At 57.4% G+C, this 18,990-nt stretch carries 15 protein-coding genes; 9 read left to right on the forward strand and 6 right to left on the reverse strand.

The window, feature by feature from the left end; genetic code table 11:
• Positions 1 to 54 precede the first annotated feature (54 nt).
• The 3 genes from EDF75_RS06120 to EDF75_RS06130 form a co-directional block, all read right to left on the reverse strand.
• Positions 55 to 936: an ABC transporter permease gene (locus EDF75_RS06120; protein WP_095096988.1), complete on the reverse strand. Its 882-nt coding sequence runs from the start codon at positions 934 to 936 to the stop codon at positions 55 to 57.
• Complete coding sequence (locus EDF75_RS06125; RefSeq protein WP_243733504.1) at positions 933 to 1,676, reverse strand: ATP-binding cassette domain-containing protein; 744 nt, start codon at positions 1,674 to 1,676, stop codon at positions 933 to 935. The genes EDF75_RS06120 and EDF75_RS06125 overlap by 4 nt, the downstream gene beginning before the upstream one ends.
• A gap of 206 nt (positions 1,677 to 1,882) precedes the next feature.
• Positions 1,883 to 2,815 (reverse strand): LysR substrate-binding domain-containing protein, encoded by a 933-nt coding sequence (locus tag EDF75_RS06130; RefSeq protein ID WP_133597795.1) that lies wholly within the window; start codon positions 2,813 to 2,815, stop codon positions 1,883 to 1,885.
• Positions 2,816 to 2,921: 106 nt separating this feature from the next.
• On the opposite strand from EDF75_RS06130, the gene betC reads away from it, so the two are divergent.
• The 7 genes from betC to EDF75_RS06165 all read left to right on the forward strand — a co-directional run bounded on the left by betC (position 2,922) and on the right by EDF75_RS06165 (position 12,848).
• Entirely contained in the window at positions 2,922 to 4,460 is a 1,539-nt protein-coding gene (gene betC / locus EDF75_RS06135) for a choline-sulfatase (protein ID WP_133597797.1), read from the forward strand.
• Complete coding sequence (gene choX, locus EDF75_RS06140) at positions 4,460 to 5,407, forward strand: choline ABC transporter substrate-binding protein (RefSeq protein WP_241783138.1); 948 nt, start codon at positions 4,460 to 4,462, stop codon at positions 5,405 to 5,407. The genes betC and choX overlap by 1 nt, the downstream gene beginning before the upstream one ends.
• Entirely contained in the window at positions 5,404 to 6,657 is a 1,254-nt protein-coding gene (locus EDF75_RS06145; protein WP_133597799.1) for an anaerobic sulfatase maturase, read from the forward strand. Before choX ends, EDF75_RS06145 begins: the two co-directional genes overlap by 4 nt.
• Before the next feature lie 404 nt (positions 6,658 to 7,061).
• Positions 7,062 to 7,940 carry a 23S rRNA pseudouridine(2605) synthase RluB gene (gene rluB / locus EDF75_RS06150; RefSeq protein ID WP_133597801.1) on the forward strand — a complete coding sequence of 293 codons (879 nt, stop codon included), beginning with the start codon at positions 7,062 to 7,064 and terminating at the stop codon, positions 7,938 to 7,940.
• Positions 7,941 to 8,114: 174 nt separating this feature from the next.
• On the forward strand, positions 8,115 to 9,479 hold the full coding sequence (locus tag EDF75_RS06155) for an MFS transporter (RefSeq protein ID WP_133597803.1): 1,365 nt from the start codon (positions 8,115 to 8,117) through the stop codon (positions 9,477 to 9,479).
• Positions 9,480 to 9,497: 18 nt separating this feature from the next.
• On the forward strand, positions 9,498 to 11,849 hold the full coding sequence (locus tag EDF75_RS06160) for a beta-glucosidase family protein (protein ID WP_133597805.1): 2,352 nt from the start codon (positions 9,498 to 9,500) through the stop codon (positions 11,847 to 11,849).
• A 24-nt stretch (positions 11,850 to 11,873) separates the two neighbouring features.
• Positions 11,874 to 12,848 carry a helix-turn-helix transcriptional regulator gene (locus tag EDF75_RS06165; RefSeq protein WP_133597807.1) on the forward strand — a complete coding sequence of 325 codons (975 nt, stop codon included), beginning with the start codon at positions 11,874 to 11,876 and terminating at the stop codon, positions 12,846 to 12,848.
• Here EDF75_RS06165 and cobO read toward each other — a convergent pair.
• Both cobO and EDF75_RS06175 read right to left on the reverse strand, forming a co-directional pair.
• Positions 12,820 to 13,410: a cob(I)yrinic acid a,c-diamide adenosyltransferase gene (cobO, locus tag EDF75_RS06170; protein ID WP_045855061.1), complete on the reverse strand. Its 591-nt coding sequence runs from the start codon at positions 13,408 to 13,410 to the stop codon at positions 12,820 to 12,822. The two genes, EDF75_RS06165 and cobO, sit on opposite strands and share 29 nt — an antisense overlap.
• Complete coding sequence (locus EDF75_RS06175) at positions 13,407 to 14,168, reverse strand: YciK family oxidoreductase (RefSeq protein WP_133598024.1); 762 nt, start codon at positions 14,166 to 14,168, stop codon at positions 13,407 to 13,409. The genes cobO and EDF75_RS06175 overlap by 4 nt, the downstream gene beginning before the upstream one ends.
• A gap of 255 nt (positions 14,169 to 14,423) precedes the next feature.
• On the opposite strand from EDF75_RS06175, the gene sohB reads away from it, so the two are divergent.
• Positions 14,424 to 15,470, forward strand: coding sequence for a protease SohB (gene sohB, locus EDF75_RS06185; protein ID WP_133597811.1), 1,047 nt, complete (start codon positions 14,424 to 14,426; stop codon positions 15,468 to 15,470).
• A 61-nt stretch (positions 15,471 to 15,531) separates the two neighbouring features.
• Here the strand turns inward: sohB and EDF75_RS06190 are convergent, their stop codons facing one another.
• On the reverse strand, positions 15,532 to 15,783 hold the full coding sequence (locus tag EDF75_RS06190; protein ID WP_041145184.1) for a YciN family protein: 252 nt from the start codon (positions 15,781 to 15,783) through the stop codon (positions 15,532 to 15,534).
• A gap of 411 nt (positions 15,784 to 16,194) precedes the next feature.
• Between EDF75_RS06190 and topA the strand changes: the two genes are divergently transcribed.
• Positions 16,195 to 18,792 (forward strand): type I DNA topoisomerase, encoded by a 2,598-nt coding sequence (topA, locus tag EDF75_RS06195; protein WP_128878373.1) that lies wholly within the window; start codon positions 16,195 to 16,197, stop codon positions 18,790 to 18,792.
• The last annotated feature ends 198 nt before the right edge of the window (positions 18,793 to 18,990 follow it).

Consider the following 18,990-nt stretch of genomic DNA (forward strand, 5'->3'; position numbering starts at 1 on the left):
GGCTGCCGGGATCGCGACAGGCTTGCCCCATCGGCGCATGTGATACAGGCAGCTTTATTTTGACCTGAGTCGAAATAGTCCGCCGGGAATCGTCCTTCTGGCGCCAGAAGGCTCGCCGCGTCGTGCAAAGCTTGCGGAGAGCCGATCCAGCAGGATGGCAATCAGCACCACCACGAAACCACTCTGTAGGCCAGTGCCAATCTCCAGCTGTTGAATGCTGCTCAAAATATCGTTACCCAGCCCACCGGCTCCGACCATCGAAGCGATGATAACCATCGACATGGCCATCATGATCGATTGATTCACGCCGGCCATAATCGAGGGCTGCGCGGCGGGCAGCTGCACTTTCCACAGCAGCTGCCACGGCGTGCAGCCAAAGGCGATGCCTGCCTCGATGCGCGAAGCGTTAACCTGGCGAATGCCTAAATCGGTCAGGCGCACGACCGGCGGCATAGAAAACAGAATCGTGGCGAAGATCCCCGGAGGGCGGCCAAGCCCGAACAAAATCGTCGCGGGTATCAGGTATACAAAGGCGGGCATGGTCTGCATAAAATCAAGCACGGTGCGAATGATGCTGCCGATAGCCGCGCGTCGCGCGCTCCAGATCCCGAGCGGAATACCGATCAGCAGGCTGAAAAACGTGGATGACAGGGTTAGCGCCAGCGTCACCGCCGCGTGCTCGCTGTAGCCGCTGTAAATGATATACAGCGAAGCAAGCAGGGCAAACAGCGCGAAACTTTTGCCAATTCGCCACGCGCCGAGCCAGACCGCGATAATCACCAGCCCCCACGGCGAAAGCGCATTTATTACGCTCTCGATGCCCCCGGCGAAGCTGTCGATAGCATGGGCGAACCCGTCAAAGCCGCCGCCGGCGTGTACCAGCAGGCGCTGCACGGCGGCGTCAATCTGACGACTAAAATCGAGGGGGTAGCTCATGATGGCTCCTGACGCGCAGTCCAGATATCGGCATAGCTTTCGGCGAGCTGCCAGCGCGAAACGTCGATTCCGGAGAAAAAGTGTTGAACATACGCGGTCGCAGGCGCGCCGATCAGCTCTTCCGGTTTGCCAACCTGCACCAGCTTGCCTTTTTCCATAATCGCAATACGCGTACCGAGGCGCAGCGCCTCCTCCATATCGTGGGTGACAAAGACGATCGTGCGCCGGGATTCCGCCTGTAGCGACAGAAGTAGCGTCTGCATGTCACGGCGAATAATCGGATCGAGCGCCGAAAAGGCTTCGTCCATTAACAGCACGGTGGGATCCATGACCAGCGCGCGCGCGAGACCGACCCGCTGCTGCATGCCGCCGGAAAGCTGAGGCGGATACTGTCCGGCAACGTCGCCAAGCCCGACTTTTGCCAGCATGTCGCGAGCTTTCCGATAGCGGACATCCCGGGATTCGCCGGCCACTTCGAGGCCGAACGCCACGTTATCCAGCACGCTGCGTTCGTCAAACAGCGCGAACGACTGGAAAACCATGCCGATATGACGGCGACGCAGGGCGATCAGCTCGGACTCCCGGAGAGCGGAAAGCGTTTTACCCTGGAATATCACCGAGCCGGAACTGGCCGGGAGCAGGTGGTTAAGCGTGCGCAGCAACGTCGACTTGCCGGAGCCGGAAAGGCCGACAATGACAAAAATTTCTCCGCCATATATCTTTAAATTGATATCGCTCAAGGCATTAATCGCCGCGCTTTTGGGCGTCGTTGAGAAAAAACGTTTATTCCCGGATGAATAATAATTTTTATTAACGGACTGTAACTCAAATATAGGTTGTAACATGGCATCAGATTTATTTTAGGGTGGCCTTAAAAAGCTAACATATAAAATCGTCGGTGGCGCTAATGTATTTTATTAAATCAATATGCGTTTTCTGCGTTAGCTTATTTGTTTTCTGCGATTAGATGGCCGGAAGAGTGAAAACTCCAGGCTTCATCCAATAACCACGCCTTGACCTTTTCCTGTTGCGCCGAGGCGGGTTTAGCATTGGCGGAAATCAGGTAATAGCCGCGTTCGGTACGGTGCATCGGGCCGCACTGTACCAGCTGTTTACTGGCCAGAAACGGCGCGATTAGGGGCTGCCAGCCGAGGGCGATCCCCTGGCCTTCCAGAGCGGCCTGGATCACCAGGGAATAGGCGTTGAAGGTCCGGGAAGCGGCCTGGTGTTGCCCGTGCACCTGATGCTGGCGGAACCAGTCTTCCCACGTCATCCAGCGCTGGGGCCGGGATTCCGGCAGCTTCAGCAGGGGATAATTCAGCAGAGATTCGGGGGAGGCGGCTGGCGCCATTTCCTGCTTAATCTTTTGATTGCAAACGGGAATGACAATTTCAGGGAACAGCCGCTGGTTCTGCGTTCCGGCCCAGCTGCCCTGGCCAAAATAGATAGCCAGATCCGCGCTGCTGTCGCGAAGGTTATAGTCGTTGGGCGAGGTGGTTATCTGTACCTCCACCCCCGGAATGAGCGCCTGCAGCCTCTCCATACGGGGTAACAGCCAGTAGCTGGCAAAACCCATATCGGTATCGATGCGCAGGACATTACGCTGCAGGCGCGTGCGTTCGAGCTGCTCGCTGATTTCCAGCAGGCTGCTGCGGACGATCAGATACAGACTATTGCCGGATTCGGTCAGCTGAACGCCGCGATGACGGCGTTCAAATAGCGGTGAATTGACCAGATTCTCCAGCATCTGAATACGCTGACTGACCGCCGGCTGCGATAGCCCGAGTTCATTTCCGGCAGCGGTAAAATTACCTAAACGCGCCGCCGCTTCAAATACCACCAGCGCCTGTAAAGGCGGAAGCTGTAATTTCCCTGCCATAAATTCACCTTATGCCATGATAAAAAAATAGCCCCTTCACAGGGCCTGTCGATACATGAGATAAGGCTAACACGTTTTATTAATTATTTTACTTCGCAGGTAGGTCATGCTTATAAATAAACCGAATATCGTTATTCTGATGGCCGATCAGTTAACTGCCAGCGCCTTAAGAGCGTACGGGAATAACGTTAGTTTGACGCCAAATATAGATAAATTAGCCCGTGAAGGGGTGGTATTTGATTCCGCCTATTGCAACAGCCCGCTGTGCGCGCCATCGCGAGCATCGTTGATGACCGGGCAGTATATTTCCCGCAACCAGGTGTATGACAACGCCGCCGAGTTCCACGCCGACTCGCCGACCTTTTGCCATTATCTGCGCGAACAGGGCTACCGCACCTGGCTGTCGGGGAAAATGCACTTCTGCGGCCCCGATCAGCTGCACGGCTTTGACGAACGGCTGACAACGGATATCTACCCCGCCGATTTCGGCTGGACGCCGGACTGGCAACACCCGGAACGCCGTCTCGACTGGTATCACAACATGAGCTCGGTGCTGGAAGCCGGCGAGTGCGTGCGCACCAACCAGCTCGATTTCGATGATGAGGCGTTATTCCTCGCCCGCCAGCGCCTGTATGACGCCGCCCGCCGTCCCGAAGAGCAGCCGTTTATGCTGCTTCTTTCGCTAACGCATCCCCACGATCCCTTCGCGATACCCAAACGCTACCTCGATCGTTTTGCGCAGGAAGATATCGATATGCCCGTCACGCGCGGCAAAGATATTGCAGACGATGCGCATTCGGCGCGGATGCGCGCCATGTATCAGCAGGAACCGGGCCTGATCCACGATGAGCATATTCGGCGCGCCCGCCACGCCTACTACGGCGCCCTGGCCTACGTTGATGATTGCTTTGGCGAAATGGTGCGCACCCTCGAAGAGACGAGGCTGGCCGAAAATACCGTGGTGGTGGTGATTGCCGATCATGGGGAAATGCTCGGCGAGCGCGACCTGTGGTACAAGATGAACTTCTTCGAGAACGCCGTGCGCGTGCCGTTAATCGTGCATAACCCCGCGCGCTTCGCGGCCCGTCGGGTCAGCGAAAGCGTATCGCTGGTGGATCTTTTACCCACCCTTGTCGAGCTTGCCAGCGGCGAAGATCGCAAGGCGCAGGCCATCGCCCCGCTGGACGGCAACAGCCTGGTGCCGCATCTCCAGGGCCTGCCTGGGCCGGACGGCGCGGTGAGCGAATATTTGGCCGAAGGCGCGCTCGGGCCGATGCTGATGTTTCGCCGGGGCGAGTGGAAATACATTCATTCCGCCAGCGAGGCGCCGCAGCTGTTCAATTTACGCGACGATCCCCATGAGCGGGTGAACCTGGCGGCGAATGCGCATTACCAAACGGTCGTGCAGGCGTTCGTCGATGAAATCCGGGGGCGCTGGGATCTCGATGCCCTCTACCAGCAGGTGCTCGCCAGTCAGCAAAAACGGCTGTTTTTGACCCAGGTCGCCGGACGGGATGCCATTCCGAACTGGGACTATCAGCCGTTTCAGCGCGCATCAACGCGCTATATCCGTAACCATCAAACCCTGGATGAGCAAGAGGCGTTCGCCCGCTATCCTTCCCCCGTGAAACACCAGGAATCATAATGAAAATGAAACGCATGACCCGACTGATGCTGCTGGCGGTTGCCGGCTGGTTGCCGCTGAGCGGCTTCGCCGCCGATGACGCGCGCTGTGCCACCGTTACGCAGTCCGATCCGGGCTGGACGGATATTGCGGCGACCAACGCCCTTTCCGGGACGATACTGAACGCGCTGGGCTATCGGCAAAAAGTGCAAAACCTGTCGGTGGCGCTGGCGTTTCAGGGGCTGAAAACCGGCCAGGTCGACGTGTTCCTCGGCAACTGGATGCCCGCGCAGGAACCGGTTATCAGTAAGTTCACCGCCGATGGCGCGATTAAGGTGCTCGGCACGAATCTTCCCGCCGCCCGCTTTACGCTTGCCGTACCGGATTACGTCGCCGCCGCAGGCGTAAAAGATTTTGCCGACCTGCAAAAATTTGCCGATAAGTTCGGCCATAAAATTTACGGCATTGCCCCCGGCGCGCCGGCTAACCTCAGTCTGAAGAAGATGCTTGATGCGCATGATTTCGCCCTCGAAAACTGGACGCTAGTCGAGTCCAGCGAAAGCGGCATGCTGGCGCAGGTGGCGCGCGCGGTGGAGCGTCAGCAGTGGATCGCGTTCCTCGGCTGGGAGCCGCACGCCATGAACACGCGCTTCCGGCTGGTCTACCTCAGCGGCGGCGACCGGTACTTTGGCGCTAACTATGGCAGCGCTACGGTGAATACGGTGACGCGGAAGAATTTTGCCGCTGAATGCCCGAATCTGAATCGCTTTTACAGCCAGCTGACATTTAACGTCGGGCTGGAAAACGCGGTGATCGCCCGGATGCTGGACCAGCAGCAAACGGCGCAGCAGGCGGCGCGAGAAGAGTTAAAACGCCGTCCGGAGCTGCTGGATAGCTGGCTGGATGGCGTGACCACGCGCGGCGGCGAACCGGCGAAACCCGCGGTTATTCGCTATCTCGGGCTATGAGTCATCATATCAATCAGTTCCAGCTGATGGCGAAGCCGTCGGGGTCGGTGTGCAATATCGATTGCACCTACTGCTACTATCTGGAAAAGCGGCGGCTCTATCCGCAGCAGCAGGCCCGCTGGAAAATGGACGGCGCGACGCTGGAAAACTACGTGCGGAAAAATATCGCCAGCCAGCCGGGGCAAACGGTTCATTTTCACTGGCAGGGCGGCGAGCCGACCCTGCTCGGGATTGACTTTTTCCGCGAGGCGCTGCGGCTGCAGGAGCGCTACCGCAGCGGGAAGCGCATCGACAATATTTTTCAGACCAACGGGATAAAGCTCGATGATGACTGGGCCCGGTTCCTGAAACAGCACGGTTTTCTCGTCGGTCTCTCCCTCGATGGCGATCGCCTCAGCAACGATGCGTATCGCCTGACGCGCGGGGGGAAAAGTACCTTCGACGCCGTTATTCGCGGTCTGGAGGCGCTGAAAAGGCACAATGTGGATTTCAACACCTTGACGGTGGTGAATGCGGAAAACGTCAAACGGCCGCTGGAAATCTACCGTTTCCTTAAGCATATCGGCAGCCGCTACATGCAGTTTATTCCGCTGGTGGAGCGGCGAGCCGCACAGCCCGATGCCAACGGTCTGACGCTGATTTCTCCTGATTTTTCCGCGCAGTGCCGGGTGACCGAATGGTCGGTGCCGGCCAAAGCGTACGGGCGCTTTCTCAACGCTATCTTCGATAGCTGGGTGCAAAACGATATGGGAAGCGCGTTCGTGATGAACTTCGAGCAGACGTTGGCAAAAATAGCCGGCAGATCCGGCTCCTGCGTGATGAGCGAAACCTGCGGCGACAATCCGATCGTGGAGTCCAACGGCGATATCTATTCCTGCGATCATTTCGTTTATCCCGAGCATAAGCTGGGCAACATCAACCACGATAGCCTCTCCGCGCTGGTTAACTCGGCGCAGAATATCGCCTTTGCCCAGCGTAAGCGGACCAACATCGGCCGCGAATGTATTAACTGTTCGCTCCGCCCGGTCTGCAACGGCGGCTGTCCGAAGCACCGCTTCATGCTGTCCGACGATGGACGACCCAATAAGAATTACTTCTGCGACGGTTACATGCTGCATCTGCGCCACGTTTTACCGATTATGCAGACGCTGTTGACATTGATGCAGCAGGGGCTCGCGCCGGAGAGGATCGGGAAAATCCTCGCGCAGCATTATTACCGGCAGAGCGGGGGCGCTAAGGGCGGCGACTGAGCGCCGCAGTCTCCGGAGGGGAGAGCGCCATGCTTGTGGTCGCGTGGCCTGGCGAACAGCAACTACGGGCGGCAGGCTTGCGACATTTTATTGCTGCATAGCGCAGGATTTCGCACCGGGACAGGGATAAATGACCGCGGCTGGTTCATAATCAATGCAGCCCACCTCCGGGCGCCGCTGCCAGAGCGCGGCGAATATAACCTGAAGAAGCATTCATTTTGAAGTTAGTGTAATATGTGCGACCACGTTTGCAGGCGTGTCTCAGTCGTGACGGTTATCAGACTCCGGCTGCGGTACCCCTTCGGGACAAAAGTATTTACCTAACAACAGGGCATGGTTTTATTAACTTGTTGTTTCATAAAGTATATCAGACGCCTGGGAAGGCGACACCTTAAGGAAGCTCAATGAGCGAGAAACTACAGAAAGTGCTGGCCCGCGCCGGCCACGGCTCCCGCCGTGAAATTGAATCCAAAATCGAAGCTGGCCGCGTCAGCGTCGATGGCAAAATCGCCACCCTCGGCGATCGCGTAGAAATTGTTCCTGGTTTAAAAATTCGTATCGATGGTCACCTGATTTCGGTGAAAGAGTCCGCTGAGCAAATTTGCCGCGTTCTGGCCTACTACAAGCCGGAAGGCGAGCTCTGCACCCGCAACGATCCGGAAGGCCGCCCGACGGTCTTCGACCGCTTGCCAAAGCTGCGCGGCGCGCGCTGGATTGCGGTAGGTCGTCTGGATGTGAATACCTGCGGCCTGCTGCTGTTCACCACCGATGGCGAGCTGGCGAACCGACTGATGCACCCGAGCCGGGAAGTTGAGCGTGAATATGCCGTACGCGTATTCGGCCAGGTCGATGAAGATAAGCTGCGTCAGCTGTCGCGCGGCGTGCAGCTGGAAGATGGCCCTGCGGCCTTCAAAACCATCAAATTCACCGGTGGCGAAGGGATTAACCAGTGGTACAACGTCACCCTGACGGAAGGGCGTAACCGCGAGGTTCGTCGCCTGTGGGAAGCGGTTGGTGTCCAGGTGAGCCGCCTGATCCGCGTGCGCTACGGCGACATTCTGCTGCCGAAAGGCCTGCCTCGCGGCGGCTATACCGAGCTGGACCTGGCGCAGACTAACTACCTGCGCGAGCTGGTGGAGCTGCCGGCGGAAACCGCCTCTAAAGTGGCGGTAGAGAAAGATCGTCGCCGCGTGAAGGCGAACCAGATCCGCCGCGCGGTTAAACGCCATAGCCAGGTGGGTAGCAGCAATAACCGCCGCTCTGCGGGTCGTGGCAAAGATTGATGTTGTAGCGTCCGGCGGCTCCCGCCGGACGTTTATTTTCCCTGCCTGATGTGACTCCTTTCACACTTCCGTATAAAGACAAAAAACAGGAAATACCCGGACAAATAACGCAAAGTGAAGCGGCGGCGAACGCCATATACTGGCAACACTGATTACAAAAACAGGTAGCCAAAAATGGATACAGCAGGAAAACTATCGGCCAGCTACGTGGTTATCGGAGTTAAAGAGAAAATAGGCTACGGCTTCGGCGACTTTGCTTCTAATTTATCATTTGGTTTCGTTTCGCTGTTTTTACTCTTCTTCTATACCAATATTTATGGCATTAGCGCGGTACAGGCCAGTCTGATATTTGTTATTGCCCGGGTAATTGATGCTATTTTTAATATCCTGATTGGTTTGGCGATTGATAAAACGCGCAGCCGCTACGGTAAGCTGCGTCCCTGGTTATTATACGGTTCGATTCCGCTCGGTTTTCTGACGGTGCTGTGCTTTGTACCGTTTGGCGGCGAAGCGAAATTCTATTTTGCCTTAATCTCTTATACGATATATTGCCTGGCGTATACCGCGGTCAATACGCCGTACTCGGCATTGACTAACCGCCTGACGCAGCATGAAGCTTCGCGCTCGTCGTTGTCGGTATATCGCTTCGTATTGGCGATCGTCGGCTATTTAATTGTTTCGACGACTGCCGATCTGCTGATTTCGCCGTTTACGGATAAACAGACGGGCTACGTTTTCGCGGTTTCGTGCTTTGCGCTGCTGGCCACCTTTCTGTTCCTCGCCTGTTTTGGCATGACCAAAGAGCGGGTGGGCGAAGACGAGGATGAGGCGCCTGCGCCGACGCTGCGCGAGATGCTGCGTGCGGTGACGGGCAATACGCCGCTACTTAACCTGTCGCTGTTTACGGTGTTCTTCTATATTGCCTATACCGTCTGGATGGCGATAGCGATCTATTTTATTAAATATATCATTGGCAGCGAAGGCTATACCGCGACCTTCTTTTTGATTCAGTCAGCGGCGTATATTGTCGGGACGGTTATTTCTGAAAAAATTATTGCCCTGATGGGTAAAAAGAGAATGACGCTGATTGCTCTGGGGATTGGTATCCTGGGGGTGATGATGCAGTATTTTGTGGCCGGAAATAACCTGTGGCTGATTATGACCGGCGTATGCCTGTATAGCATTACGCTGGGAATGGGCTTTGTGGCGATGTGGTCGATGATTGCCGACACCGTAGAATATGCCGAATGGCATCACGGCGTGCGCAGTGAAGGCGCGATCTACGGCTTCTTTAATTTCATCACTAAAATCGCGATGGCGATAGGCGGCGGCTGTGCGGGATGGATGCTGGACTATTATCATTATGATGCAGGGAGTATCACGGCGAGCGCGATTAACGGGATTAATATTTTGATGACATTATTCCCCGGTGCCATGTTTGCCCTCAGCGCCATATTTGTGGCGTGCTATTCGCTGGATGAAAAAACCTACCGCGATATTGTCCATAAAATTAGCCTGCGCAAGCAGAATGCGCTGTAACCTCAGGGAGCCAGAGAGATGAAGAGTGAATTTAATACCGTGATTGCGGCGATGACGGCAGAGGAAAAAGTGGCGCTGCTGACCGGCAGCGGCCTGTGGCGCACGGCATCGCTGCCGCAGCATGGCATCAACGATATCGTGATGACCGACGGAACCTACGGCGTGCGCTACAGCAGCGCACAAATCGACGGCAGCGAAAAGTGGAGCATGGATGACTTTATTTCGGTCATCACCCAAACCGCTGACCAGGTCAGCGCGGAGGAGCCGACGGCAAAAGGCGGCAGCGAAGCGCTGTTCAGCGCCTCGCTGCCGGCAACCTGCTTTCCCAACGGCTCCAGCTTAGCCTGTAGCTGGGACGTGGAGCTGGTCTATCAGATGGGCCAGGCGCTGGGCCGCGAATGTCAGCAGATGGGGGTCGGGATCCTGCTGGGGCCCGGCATCAATATTCGCCGCACGCCGCTCGCCGGCAGGGGGTATGAATACTATGCCGAAGATCCGGTTGTCTCCGGCGATATTGCCGCGGCGCTGATCAACGGCCTGCAGCACGAAGGGGTAGGCGCCAGCCTCAAGCATTTTGCCGCCAATAATTCTGAATATCGCCGCACCGAAATGGATTCGATAATCGAAGAGCGGGCGCTGCGTGAGATCTACCTCGCCGGATTCCAGCGGGCGATAGCGAAATCGCAGCCGTGGACGGTGATGTCCTCCTACAACCGCCTCAACGGCGTACAGACTTCGCAGGACCCCTTTTTACTGACCCAGGTACTGCGGGATGAGTGGGGCTACGACGGGCTGGTGATGTCCGACTGGTACGGCATCAAGGACCGCCCGGCGTCGTTGCTGGCGGGCAACGATCTGGCGATGCCGGAAACCCGCCGCGACAAGCGGACGCTGCTGGCGGCGATCGAGTCAGGAGAGGTGCCTCAGGCGGTGGTCGACCGCGCCTGCCGGAGAATGCTGGCGCTGCTGGAAAAGGTGCAGCGCCACCGTCGCCCGGAGACCCGGGCTGACTTCACGGCCCATCACCAGCTGGCGCAGCAGCTGGCCGGGGAGTCAATCGTCCTGCTGAAAAATGAAGACAATCTGCTGCCGCTGACCCCGGAGCGCAGCCGGCGGATTGCGGTATTGGGCAAGCCGGCGCAGGAGCCGGTGATTCAGGGATCGGGCTGCGCCACCACGGTACCCTATTTGCTGGATCGTCCGCTGGACGAGATCTTCGATCTGGCGGGCGACGACTTTACCGTCACCTGGGCGGTTGGCGCTCCGGACGACGAGCGCTGCGATGAGCAGGCGCTGGCCCAGGCGCGAGCGGTGGCGCAGGAGGCGGACGTGGCGGTTATCTTCGTCAGTACCGCGGTGGGTGAGGATGGCGAAAACGGCGACCGTCATGATTTAAACATCCTGGCGGTACACGAACGGCTGCTCCGCGAGGTGGCGGTGGTGCAGCCCAACGTGGTGGTGGTGCTGGCCAATAGCGATGCGGTGGTGATGCCGTGGCTGGCGGAGTGTAAAGCGCTGCTGGAAACCTTTTTCGCCGGGCAGGGCATGGGCCGGGCGGTGGCGGAAATTCTGTTTGGCCAGCGTAACCCCTGCGGTAAACTGACGGTGACGGTGCCGAATACGCTGGAAGAGACGCCGGCGTGGCTAAACTACCCGGGAGAGAACCTGCGTCACCATTACGGCGAAGGGCTGTTTGTCGGCTATCGCTACTACGACAAACGGCGGATGACGCCGCTGTTCCCGTTTGGCTTTGGCCTAAGCTACAGCCGGTTTACCTACGGCCAGCCCGAGCTTTCCGCCTCTCGCGTCGGTCCTGACGAGACGCTGACCGTCTCGTTTACCCTGAGCAACGACGGCGATCGGGCGGGAAAAGAGATCGCGCAGCTGTACGTCAGCGCGCCGGACGGCGAGCTGATCCGCGAGGATCGGGCGCTGAAGGCGTTCTGTAAAGTGGCCCTTGCGCCCGGCGAGAGCCGTCGCGTCAGTATGCAGCTGCCGATTGCCGACCTGGCCTGCTATCACCCCGGGCTTTCGGACTGGGTTATTACTCCGGGCCACTGGCAGGTGCGGATTGGCGGCTCTTCGCGCGATCTGCCTCTCGTCGCCGACGTCGAAGTGGCCACTGCGCCGCGCTACGTGCCGCTGCGGGATGACAATTCGCTGCAGCAGCTGATCCAGCAGCCCGCGGCGCTTGACCGGGTGGTTGCCCTGATTGCGCGCAAGAGCCAGCTGCCGCCGGCGCAGATCCGCGAGCGGCTGATCCAGCTGGCGCCGGATCTCTTCTGCGGCCTGCTGATCGCCCTGACGGAGTTTTTGGCGCTCGATATCGACAGCGACGAGCTGAATCGCGTCCTTGCCGGGCGCGAATAATCGTCCGACTACAGGAGATGGCGCATGTTTCCCTTTTCAGTCACTCACCCCCGTTCGGCGACGGAAGCCGGGCGGCATACGGTGAACAGCGGCTACGAGCTGATTGCTTTTGATGCCGAGAAGCTGAACGCGTTTGCCGCCGAGGTACGCTACTGCGAACCGCACTGGCACCCGGCGCCGGAGCTGATAACCGTGCTGACGGGACGCTTTTCTATCGTTGTCGGCCAGCAGAGCGTGGAGCTGGCTCAGGGAGACATGCTGTACATCAACGCCGAGGCGGTGCATTCGCTATGCGCGGAGGAGGCCGGCAGCCAGCTGGTGACCGTGCAGTTTTCACCGGGCCTGTTCGATGAGCTGCATCCCGCGCCGGTGCTGAGCTGGTGCACCGCCGGGCGCGGCGACAGCGAGGCCGATGGCGTCGTGCGTCAACGGCTGCTGAGCCTGCTCAGCCAGCTGATTGACAACCGCGCCCCGTTTCAACGCATCGCGACTATCTATCTCCTGCTCGATGCGCTGGCGCTGGCGGGAGACGCGGTGCCGCAGGCGGAAAGCTCCCTGCGCGAAGAGGCGATGATAAAGAAAGGCATCGACTTTATTAACCAGCATTTTGACCAGCCGCTGACCCTCAGCGAGGTAGCGAGCCGCAGCGGAATGAGCTATTCGTGGTTTTCGCGGCTTTTTAAGAAGGTGAGCCGGCACAACTTCAAGGAGTATCTGACGCTGGTGCGGCTGAACAAGGCGAAGACGCTGCTGCGCGATACCCGCACGCCAATTACCGACATTAGCCATAGCTGCGGCTTTCAGGAGCATAAGTACCTGATTGCCGCCTTCAAAAAATACTGCGGGCTGACGCCGACAGAGTACCGTAAGCACTTTATCTCCCGACAAAACAGCCTCGAAAGCGTGCTGGCTCAGGGCGAGGATTGCCTGTGCCTGGCGCTAAACGACGCGCTGCTGGAGAGGCTGGTTCTTAGTAGTCAATGCCCATCTGCGCCTTAATACCGGCGTCAAAGGCGTGCTTAACCGGGCGTAATTCGCTGACGGTATCGGCAAGCTCCACGATGTCGCGATGGCAGCCGCGGCCGGTGATAATCACCGTTTGCCGGGCTGGACGACGGCGCAGCGCGCTAAGCACCTCTTCAAGCGGTAGATAGTCATAGGCCACCATATAGGTCAGCTCGTCGAGCAGAACCATGTCGAGACTCTCGTCTGACAGCATGCGCAGAGCATGCTGCCACACGGCGAGACAGGCGGCGGTATCGCTTTCGCGATCCTGGGTATTCCAGGTGAAGCCGGTCGCCATTACCTGAAATTCGACGCCGTGCGGCTCCAGCAGGTTGCGTTCGCCGTTCGGCCAGGTGCCCTTAATAAACTGGATCACGCCGGCCTTTTGACCGTGCCCGATGGCGCGGGTAACGGTACCAAAACCGGCGGTGGTTTTACCTTTGCCGTTGCCGGTAAAGACGATAACAATGCCGCGTTCTTCCTGAGCTGCCTCGATTCGGGCGTCGACCTTCTCTTTTACCCGCTGCTGGCGTTCGCGGTGGCGTTCTTCACTCATTGTGCAATTCCTGGTTTGCGCCCCGGTTGGGCATCGAAGGTCATTCCCGTTTTGCGACGGCTATCGTCGCCCATCAGCCATAAATAAACCGGCATGATATCGGCGGGGGTCTTAAGCTTTTGTGGATCTTCCGTCGGGAAGGCGCTGGCGCGCATTTGCGTACGCGTGCCGCCCGGATTGATGCAGTTAACCCGCAGGTGGCGGCTCTGGTACTCCTCCGCCAGCACCTGCATCATCCCTTCGGTGGCAAATTTCGACGCCGCGTAGGCGCCCCAGTTGGCGCGACCCTGACGGCCTACGCTTGATGAGGTGAAAACCAGCGAACCGGACTCGGACTTGAGTAATAAAGGAAGCAGCGCCTGGGTCAGTATAAAGGTACCGTTGACGTTGACCTGCATAACCTGCTGCCAGACTTCCGGCTTCTGCTCGTCCATCGGGCAGACGTCGCCGAGCAGACCGGCGTTGTGCAATACGCCGTCGAGGCGCGGGTAGTGGACGCTTATCTGCTGTGCCAGCTGCTGGCACTCCTGCGGGGTGCAGGTGAGCAGATCGAGCGTAAACCAGGGTGCCGGGATCCCGCCGTCCTGCTCAATTTCCTGCGCCACGCGGCGCAGCTTATCTTCGTTACGGCCGAGCAGGATAACGCTGGCGCTGTATCGGGAGTAGGTCAGCGCGGCTTCGCGGCCGATCCCGTCGCTGGCGCCGGTCACCAGGATGATGCGATCTTTCAATAAATGATTCTGCGGCTGATAGTGCACGGTGACTCCTTGGGTGACCTGCTGACGGGTCACGCTTTCTCTTCGGTCGTTCACTTTTGCGTTTTATGCCTGAAACGGCCGGGTAATGCAATCGGCGAAGCGGAAACTCTTTGCGGAATTAATATCTTGCAACGATTTCATCGTCGCTGAAAAAAACAAGAAGGCGACTCGCACAGGACACAAAGCGCAGAGACTTCCCGGCAAAGGCTGATGTACACTGTGCTTCAACGTCAGTGGTTTACACAAGGTGAAAACGTGGAATTACTTGCTCAATATGGCTTATTTTTGGCCAAAATCGCGACTGTTGTCGTCGCTATTGCGGTTATCGCCGTAATTATCGTTAACCTCGCTCAGCGTAAGAAACAGCGCGGGGAGCTGCGGGTCACCAACCTTAGCGAGCAGTATAAAGAGATGCGGGAGGAGCTCGCGGTAGCGCTGCTCGACGGCCCGCAGCAGAAGCTTTGGCATAAAGCGCAAAAGAAAAAGCTCAAGCAGGAAGCGAGGGCCGCGAAGGCGCGGGCGAAGCTCGGTTCGACGGAGCCAAACGGCAAACCGCGCGCCTGGGTGCTCGACTTTAAAGGCAGCATGGACGCCCACGAGGTGAGCAGCCTGCGCGAAGAGATCACCGCCGTGCTGGCAACGGCGAAAGCGCGCGATCAGGTCATTATCCGCCTGGAAAGCCCCGGCGGCGTGGTGCACGGCTACGGCCTGGCCGCCTCGCAGCTGCAGCGCCTTCGCGACAAGCAAATTCCGCTGACGGTGGCGGTAGACAAAGTTGCCGCCAGCGGCGGCTACATGATGGCCTGCGTGGCCAATAAAATCGTCTCGGCGCCGTTTGCCATTCTCGGCTCCATCGGCGTGGTCGCGCAGATCCCAAACATTAATCGTTTCCTTAAGAACAAGGATATCGATATTGAGCTGCACACCGCCGGGCAGTACAAGCGCACCCTGACGATGCTCGGTGAAAACACCGACGAAGGGCGGCGTAAGTTCCGGGAAGATCTGAACGATACCCATCAGCTGTTTAAAGATTTCGTCCACAAAATGCGGCCGACGCTGGATATTGAGCAGGTGGCGACCGGCGAGCACTGGTACGGCGTTCAGGCGCTGGAGAAAGGGCTGGTCGATGCCGTAGAAACCAGCGATGAGCTGCTGCTGGGGCTGATCGACAGCCACGATGTGATTAGCGTGCGCTATCAGCAGAGGAAAAAGATGTTTGACCGCTTCACCGGCAGCGCCGCTGAAAGCGCCGATCGTCTGCTGCTGCGCTGGTGGCAGCGGGGACAAAAACCGCTGATGTAGACAAAATAACGCGAGGCCCTGGCCTCGCGTTATCGTTTAGCGCCCTGCAAAACGCAAGGGCTTAATCGACCAGATGATATTTTTCAGACAGCGCGTGCGCCAGGTATTTAAACATGTTAAATACCGCCGTGCTCTTTGCCGTAGGCAGACCCTGCTCGTCAAGATAAAACTCGCCGCTAAATACCAGAATACCGTTGCGCTGAACGACGTCGGTGGCTTCGATCCCGGCTAGCGTATCTTCATGTTCGCGAATAAGTTTATTGGCTTTTTCAAGCAGCGTCTGGCGATCGATGGGTTGGGTTGTACCTTGCATTACGGCCTCCTGTGATTCTTCGCGCCATAGTCTACGCCGCGCGGCGGGCAGGGGCAAATTTTCCATTTATTCTGCAGGGGTACTGGCAAGGGCCTAAGAAACATGACTTTACTGGCAGGATTCGTTTTTGCATGCTAATAAAGTTGCGTAACGAATTTTATCAGGTACAGTGTGACGCTTTCAGCGATCTGGCAGCAGATTTGCTTGACATTCGGCCAAAAATTATTCGTGCTATGTCGCCTGGCTAGACAAAGTCAGTAAACCCGGCTATCTGGTTTTATGGACGTGAGGCCGGACGTGCAGAGGGTTGATATCCTTCGACGACGACGCAACATATGACGGACGTCGCCAGCGGATGGTGAATCAATGTGCGATGTATTCCTGGATGAATCAAATTAGGTAAAGGTGAATATGGGTAAAGCTCTCGTTATCGTTGAGTCCCCGGCAAAAGCCAAAACGATCAATAAGTATCTGGGTAATGACTACGTGGTTAAGTCCAGCGTTGGTCATATCCGCGATTTGCCGACCAGTGGCTCAGCTTCCAAAAAGAGCGCCGACTCTACCGCCACCAAAGGGGCCAAAAAGCCTAAAAAGGACGAACGTAGCGCTCTGGTCAATCGCATGGGCGTTGACCCGTGGCATGACTGGGATGCGCACTATGAAGTACTCCCGGGTAAAGAAAAGGTAGTTTCAGAACTCAAGCAGTTGGCTGAAAAAGCCGACCACATCTATCTCGCAACTGACCTTGACCGCGAAGGGGAAGCCATTGCATGGCACCTGCGGGAAGTTATCGGTGGTGATGAAAAACGCTACAGCCGCGTTGTATTTAACGAAATTACTAAAAACGCGATCCGTCAGGCTTTTGACAAGCCGGGCGAACTGAACATCGATCGCGTTAATGCCCAGCAGGCGCGCCGTTTTATGGACCGCGTAGTGGGCTATATGGTTTCCCCGCTGCTGTGGAAAAAAATAGCGCGCGGCCTCTCCGCGGGCCGCGTTCAGTCCGTTGCCGTCCGCCTGGTGGTCGAACGTGAACGCGAAATTAAAGCCTTCGTCCCGGAAGAGTTCTGGGAGATTGACGCCAGCACCACGACGCCTGGCGGAGACGCTTTAGCGCTGCAGGTCACGCACAAGAACGACAAGCCGTTCCGTCCGGTTAACCGCGATGAGACCATGTCTGCCGTCGCGCTGCTGGAGAAATCAGGCTACAGCGTGCTGGAACGCGAAGATAAGCCGACCAGCAGCAAGCCGGGCGCGCCGTTCATCACCTCAACCCTGCAGCAGGCGGCCAGCACGCGTCTGGGCTTTGGGGTGAAGAAAACCATGATGATGGCGCAGCGTCTGTATGAGGCCGGCTACATCACCTATATGCGTACCGACTCCACCAACCTGAGTCAGGATGCGCTGAGCATGGTGCGCGGCTATATCGGCGATAACTTTGGCAAAAAGTATCTGCCGGAGAACGCCAACCAGTACGCCAGCAAAGAAAACTCGCAGGAAGCGCACGAAGCGATTCGTCCTTCTGATGTCAACGTGATGGCGGAAGATTTAAAAGGTATGGAATCTGATGCGCTGAAGCTCTATCAGCTGATCTGGCGCCAGTTTGTCGCCTGTCAGATGACGCCAGCGCAGTACGACTCTACCACCCTGACGGTAAAAGCCGGCGACTTTAAGCTCAAGGCGCGCGGCCGTACGCTGCGCTTTGACGGCTGGACCAAAGTCATGCCTGCGCTGCGCAAGGGCGATGAAGACCGCGTCCTGCCGGTGGTTAATCAGGGCGACAGCTTAAGCCTGGTTGAACTTAGCCCGGCGCAGCACTTTACCAAACCGCCTGCGCGCTTTAGCGAAGCATCGCTGGTTAAAGAGCTGGAAAAACGCGGTATTGGCCGTCCGTCAACCTATGCGTCGATCATTTCGACTATTCAGGATCGCGGCTACGTTCGGGTTGAAAACCGTCGCTTCTATGCGGAAAAAATGGGTGAGATCGTCACCGATCGTCTGGAAGAGAACTTCCGCGATCTGATGAACTACGACTTTACCGCGCAGATGGAAGACCGTCTCGACCAGGTGGCGAATCATCAGGCCGAGTGGCGGCAGGTGCTGGATCACTTCTTCGGCGACTTTACCGCTCAGCTGGAAACGGCGGAGAAGGATCCGGAAGAGGGCGGCATGCAGCCTAACCCGATGGTGCTGACCAGCATCGACTGTCCGACCTGCGGGCGTGAGATGGGCATTCGTACCGCCAGCACCGGGGTGTTCCTCGGCTGCTCCGGCTACGCGCTGCCGCCGAAAGAGCGCTGCAAAACCACCATTAACCTGGTGCCGGAAAACGAAGTGCTCAACGTGCTGGAAGGCGACGATGCTGAAACCAACGCGCTGCGCGCCAAGCGCCGCTGCCAGAAGTGCGGCACGGCGATGGACAGCTACCTCATCGATCCTAAGCGTAAGCTGCATGTCTGCGGTAACAACCCGACCTGCGACGGCTATGAGATTGAAGAGGGCGAGTTCCGCATTAAGGGCTACGATGGCCCGGTAGTTGAGTGCGAGAAATGTGGTTCTGAGATGCACCTGAAGATGGGGCGTTTCGGTAAGTACATGGCCTGCACCAACGACGAATGTAAGAATACGCGCAAAATTCTGCGTAACGGGGAAGTGGCGCCGCCGAAGGAAGATCCGGTTCCGCTGCCGGAACTGCCGTGCGAGAAATCGGACGCCTGGTTTGTTCTGCGTGACGGTGCAGCCGGCGTGTTCCTCGCGGCAAATACCTTCCCGAAATCCCGCGAAACGCGCGCGCCGCTGGTCGAGGAGCTGTACCGCTTCCGTGACCGCCTCGCCGAGAAGCTGCGTTATCTTGCCGATGCGCCGCAGCAGGATCCGGAAGGCAATAAAACGCTGGTGCGTTTTAGCCGTAAAACCAAGCAGCAGTACGTTGCGTCGGAAAAAGATGGCAAAGCCACCGGCTGGTCAGCCTTCTACATCGACGGCAAGTGGACTGAAGCGAAAAAGTAAGCGCCTTACCCCGCAAAAGGGCCGCACTGCGGCCCTTTTCTTTTCCCGTTGATTGCTGAAATCCTTGAAGTTTTGCCGCATTTATTCGGGCTTATAACCGCCTTATTATTTTCCGTTAGCGTCTATACACTGTAGATATAAATGATATAGTGGTTATAGTTAATCCCTTTTTTATTATTAAATCGTCTTACTACATTC

The sequence above is a fragment of the Klebsiella sp. BIGb0149 genome, assembly GCF_004362605.1.
In the GTDB taxonomy this organism is placed as follows: domain Bacteria; phylum Pseudomonadota; class Gammaproteobacteria; order Enterobacterales; family Enterobacteriaceae; genus Klebsiella; species Klebsiella terrigena.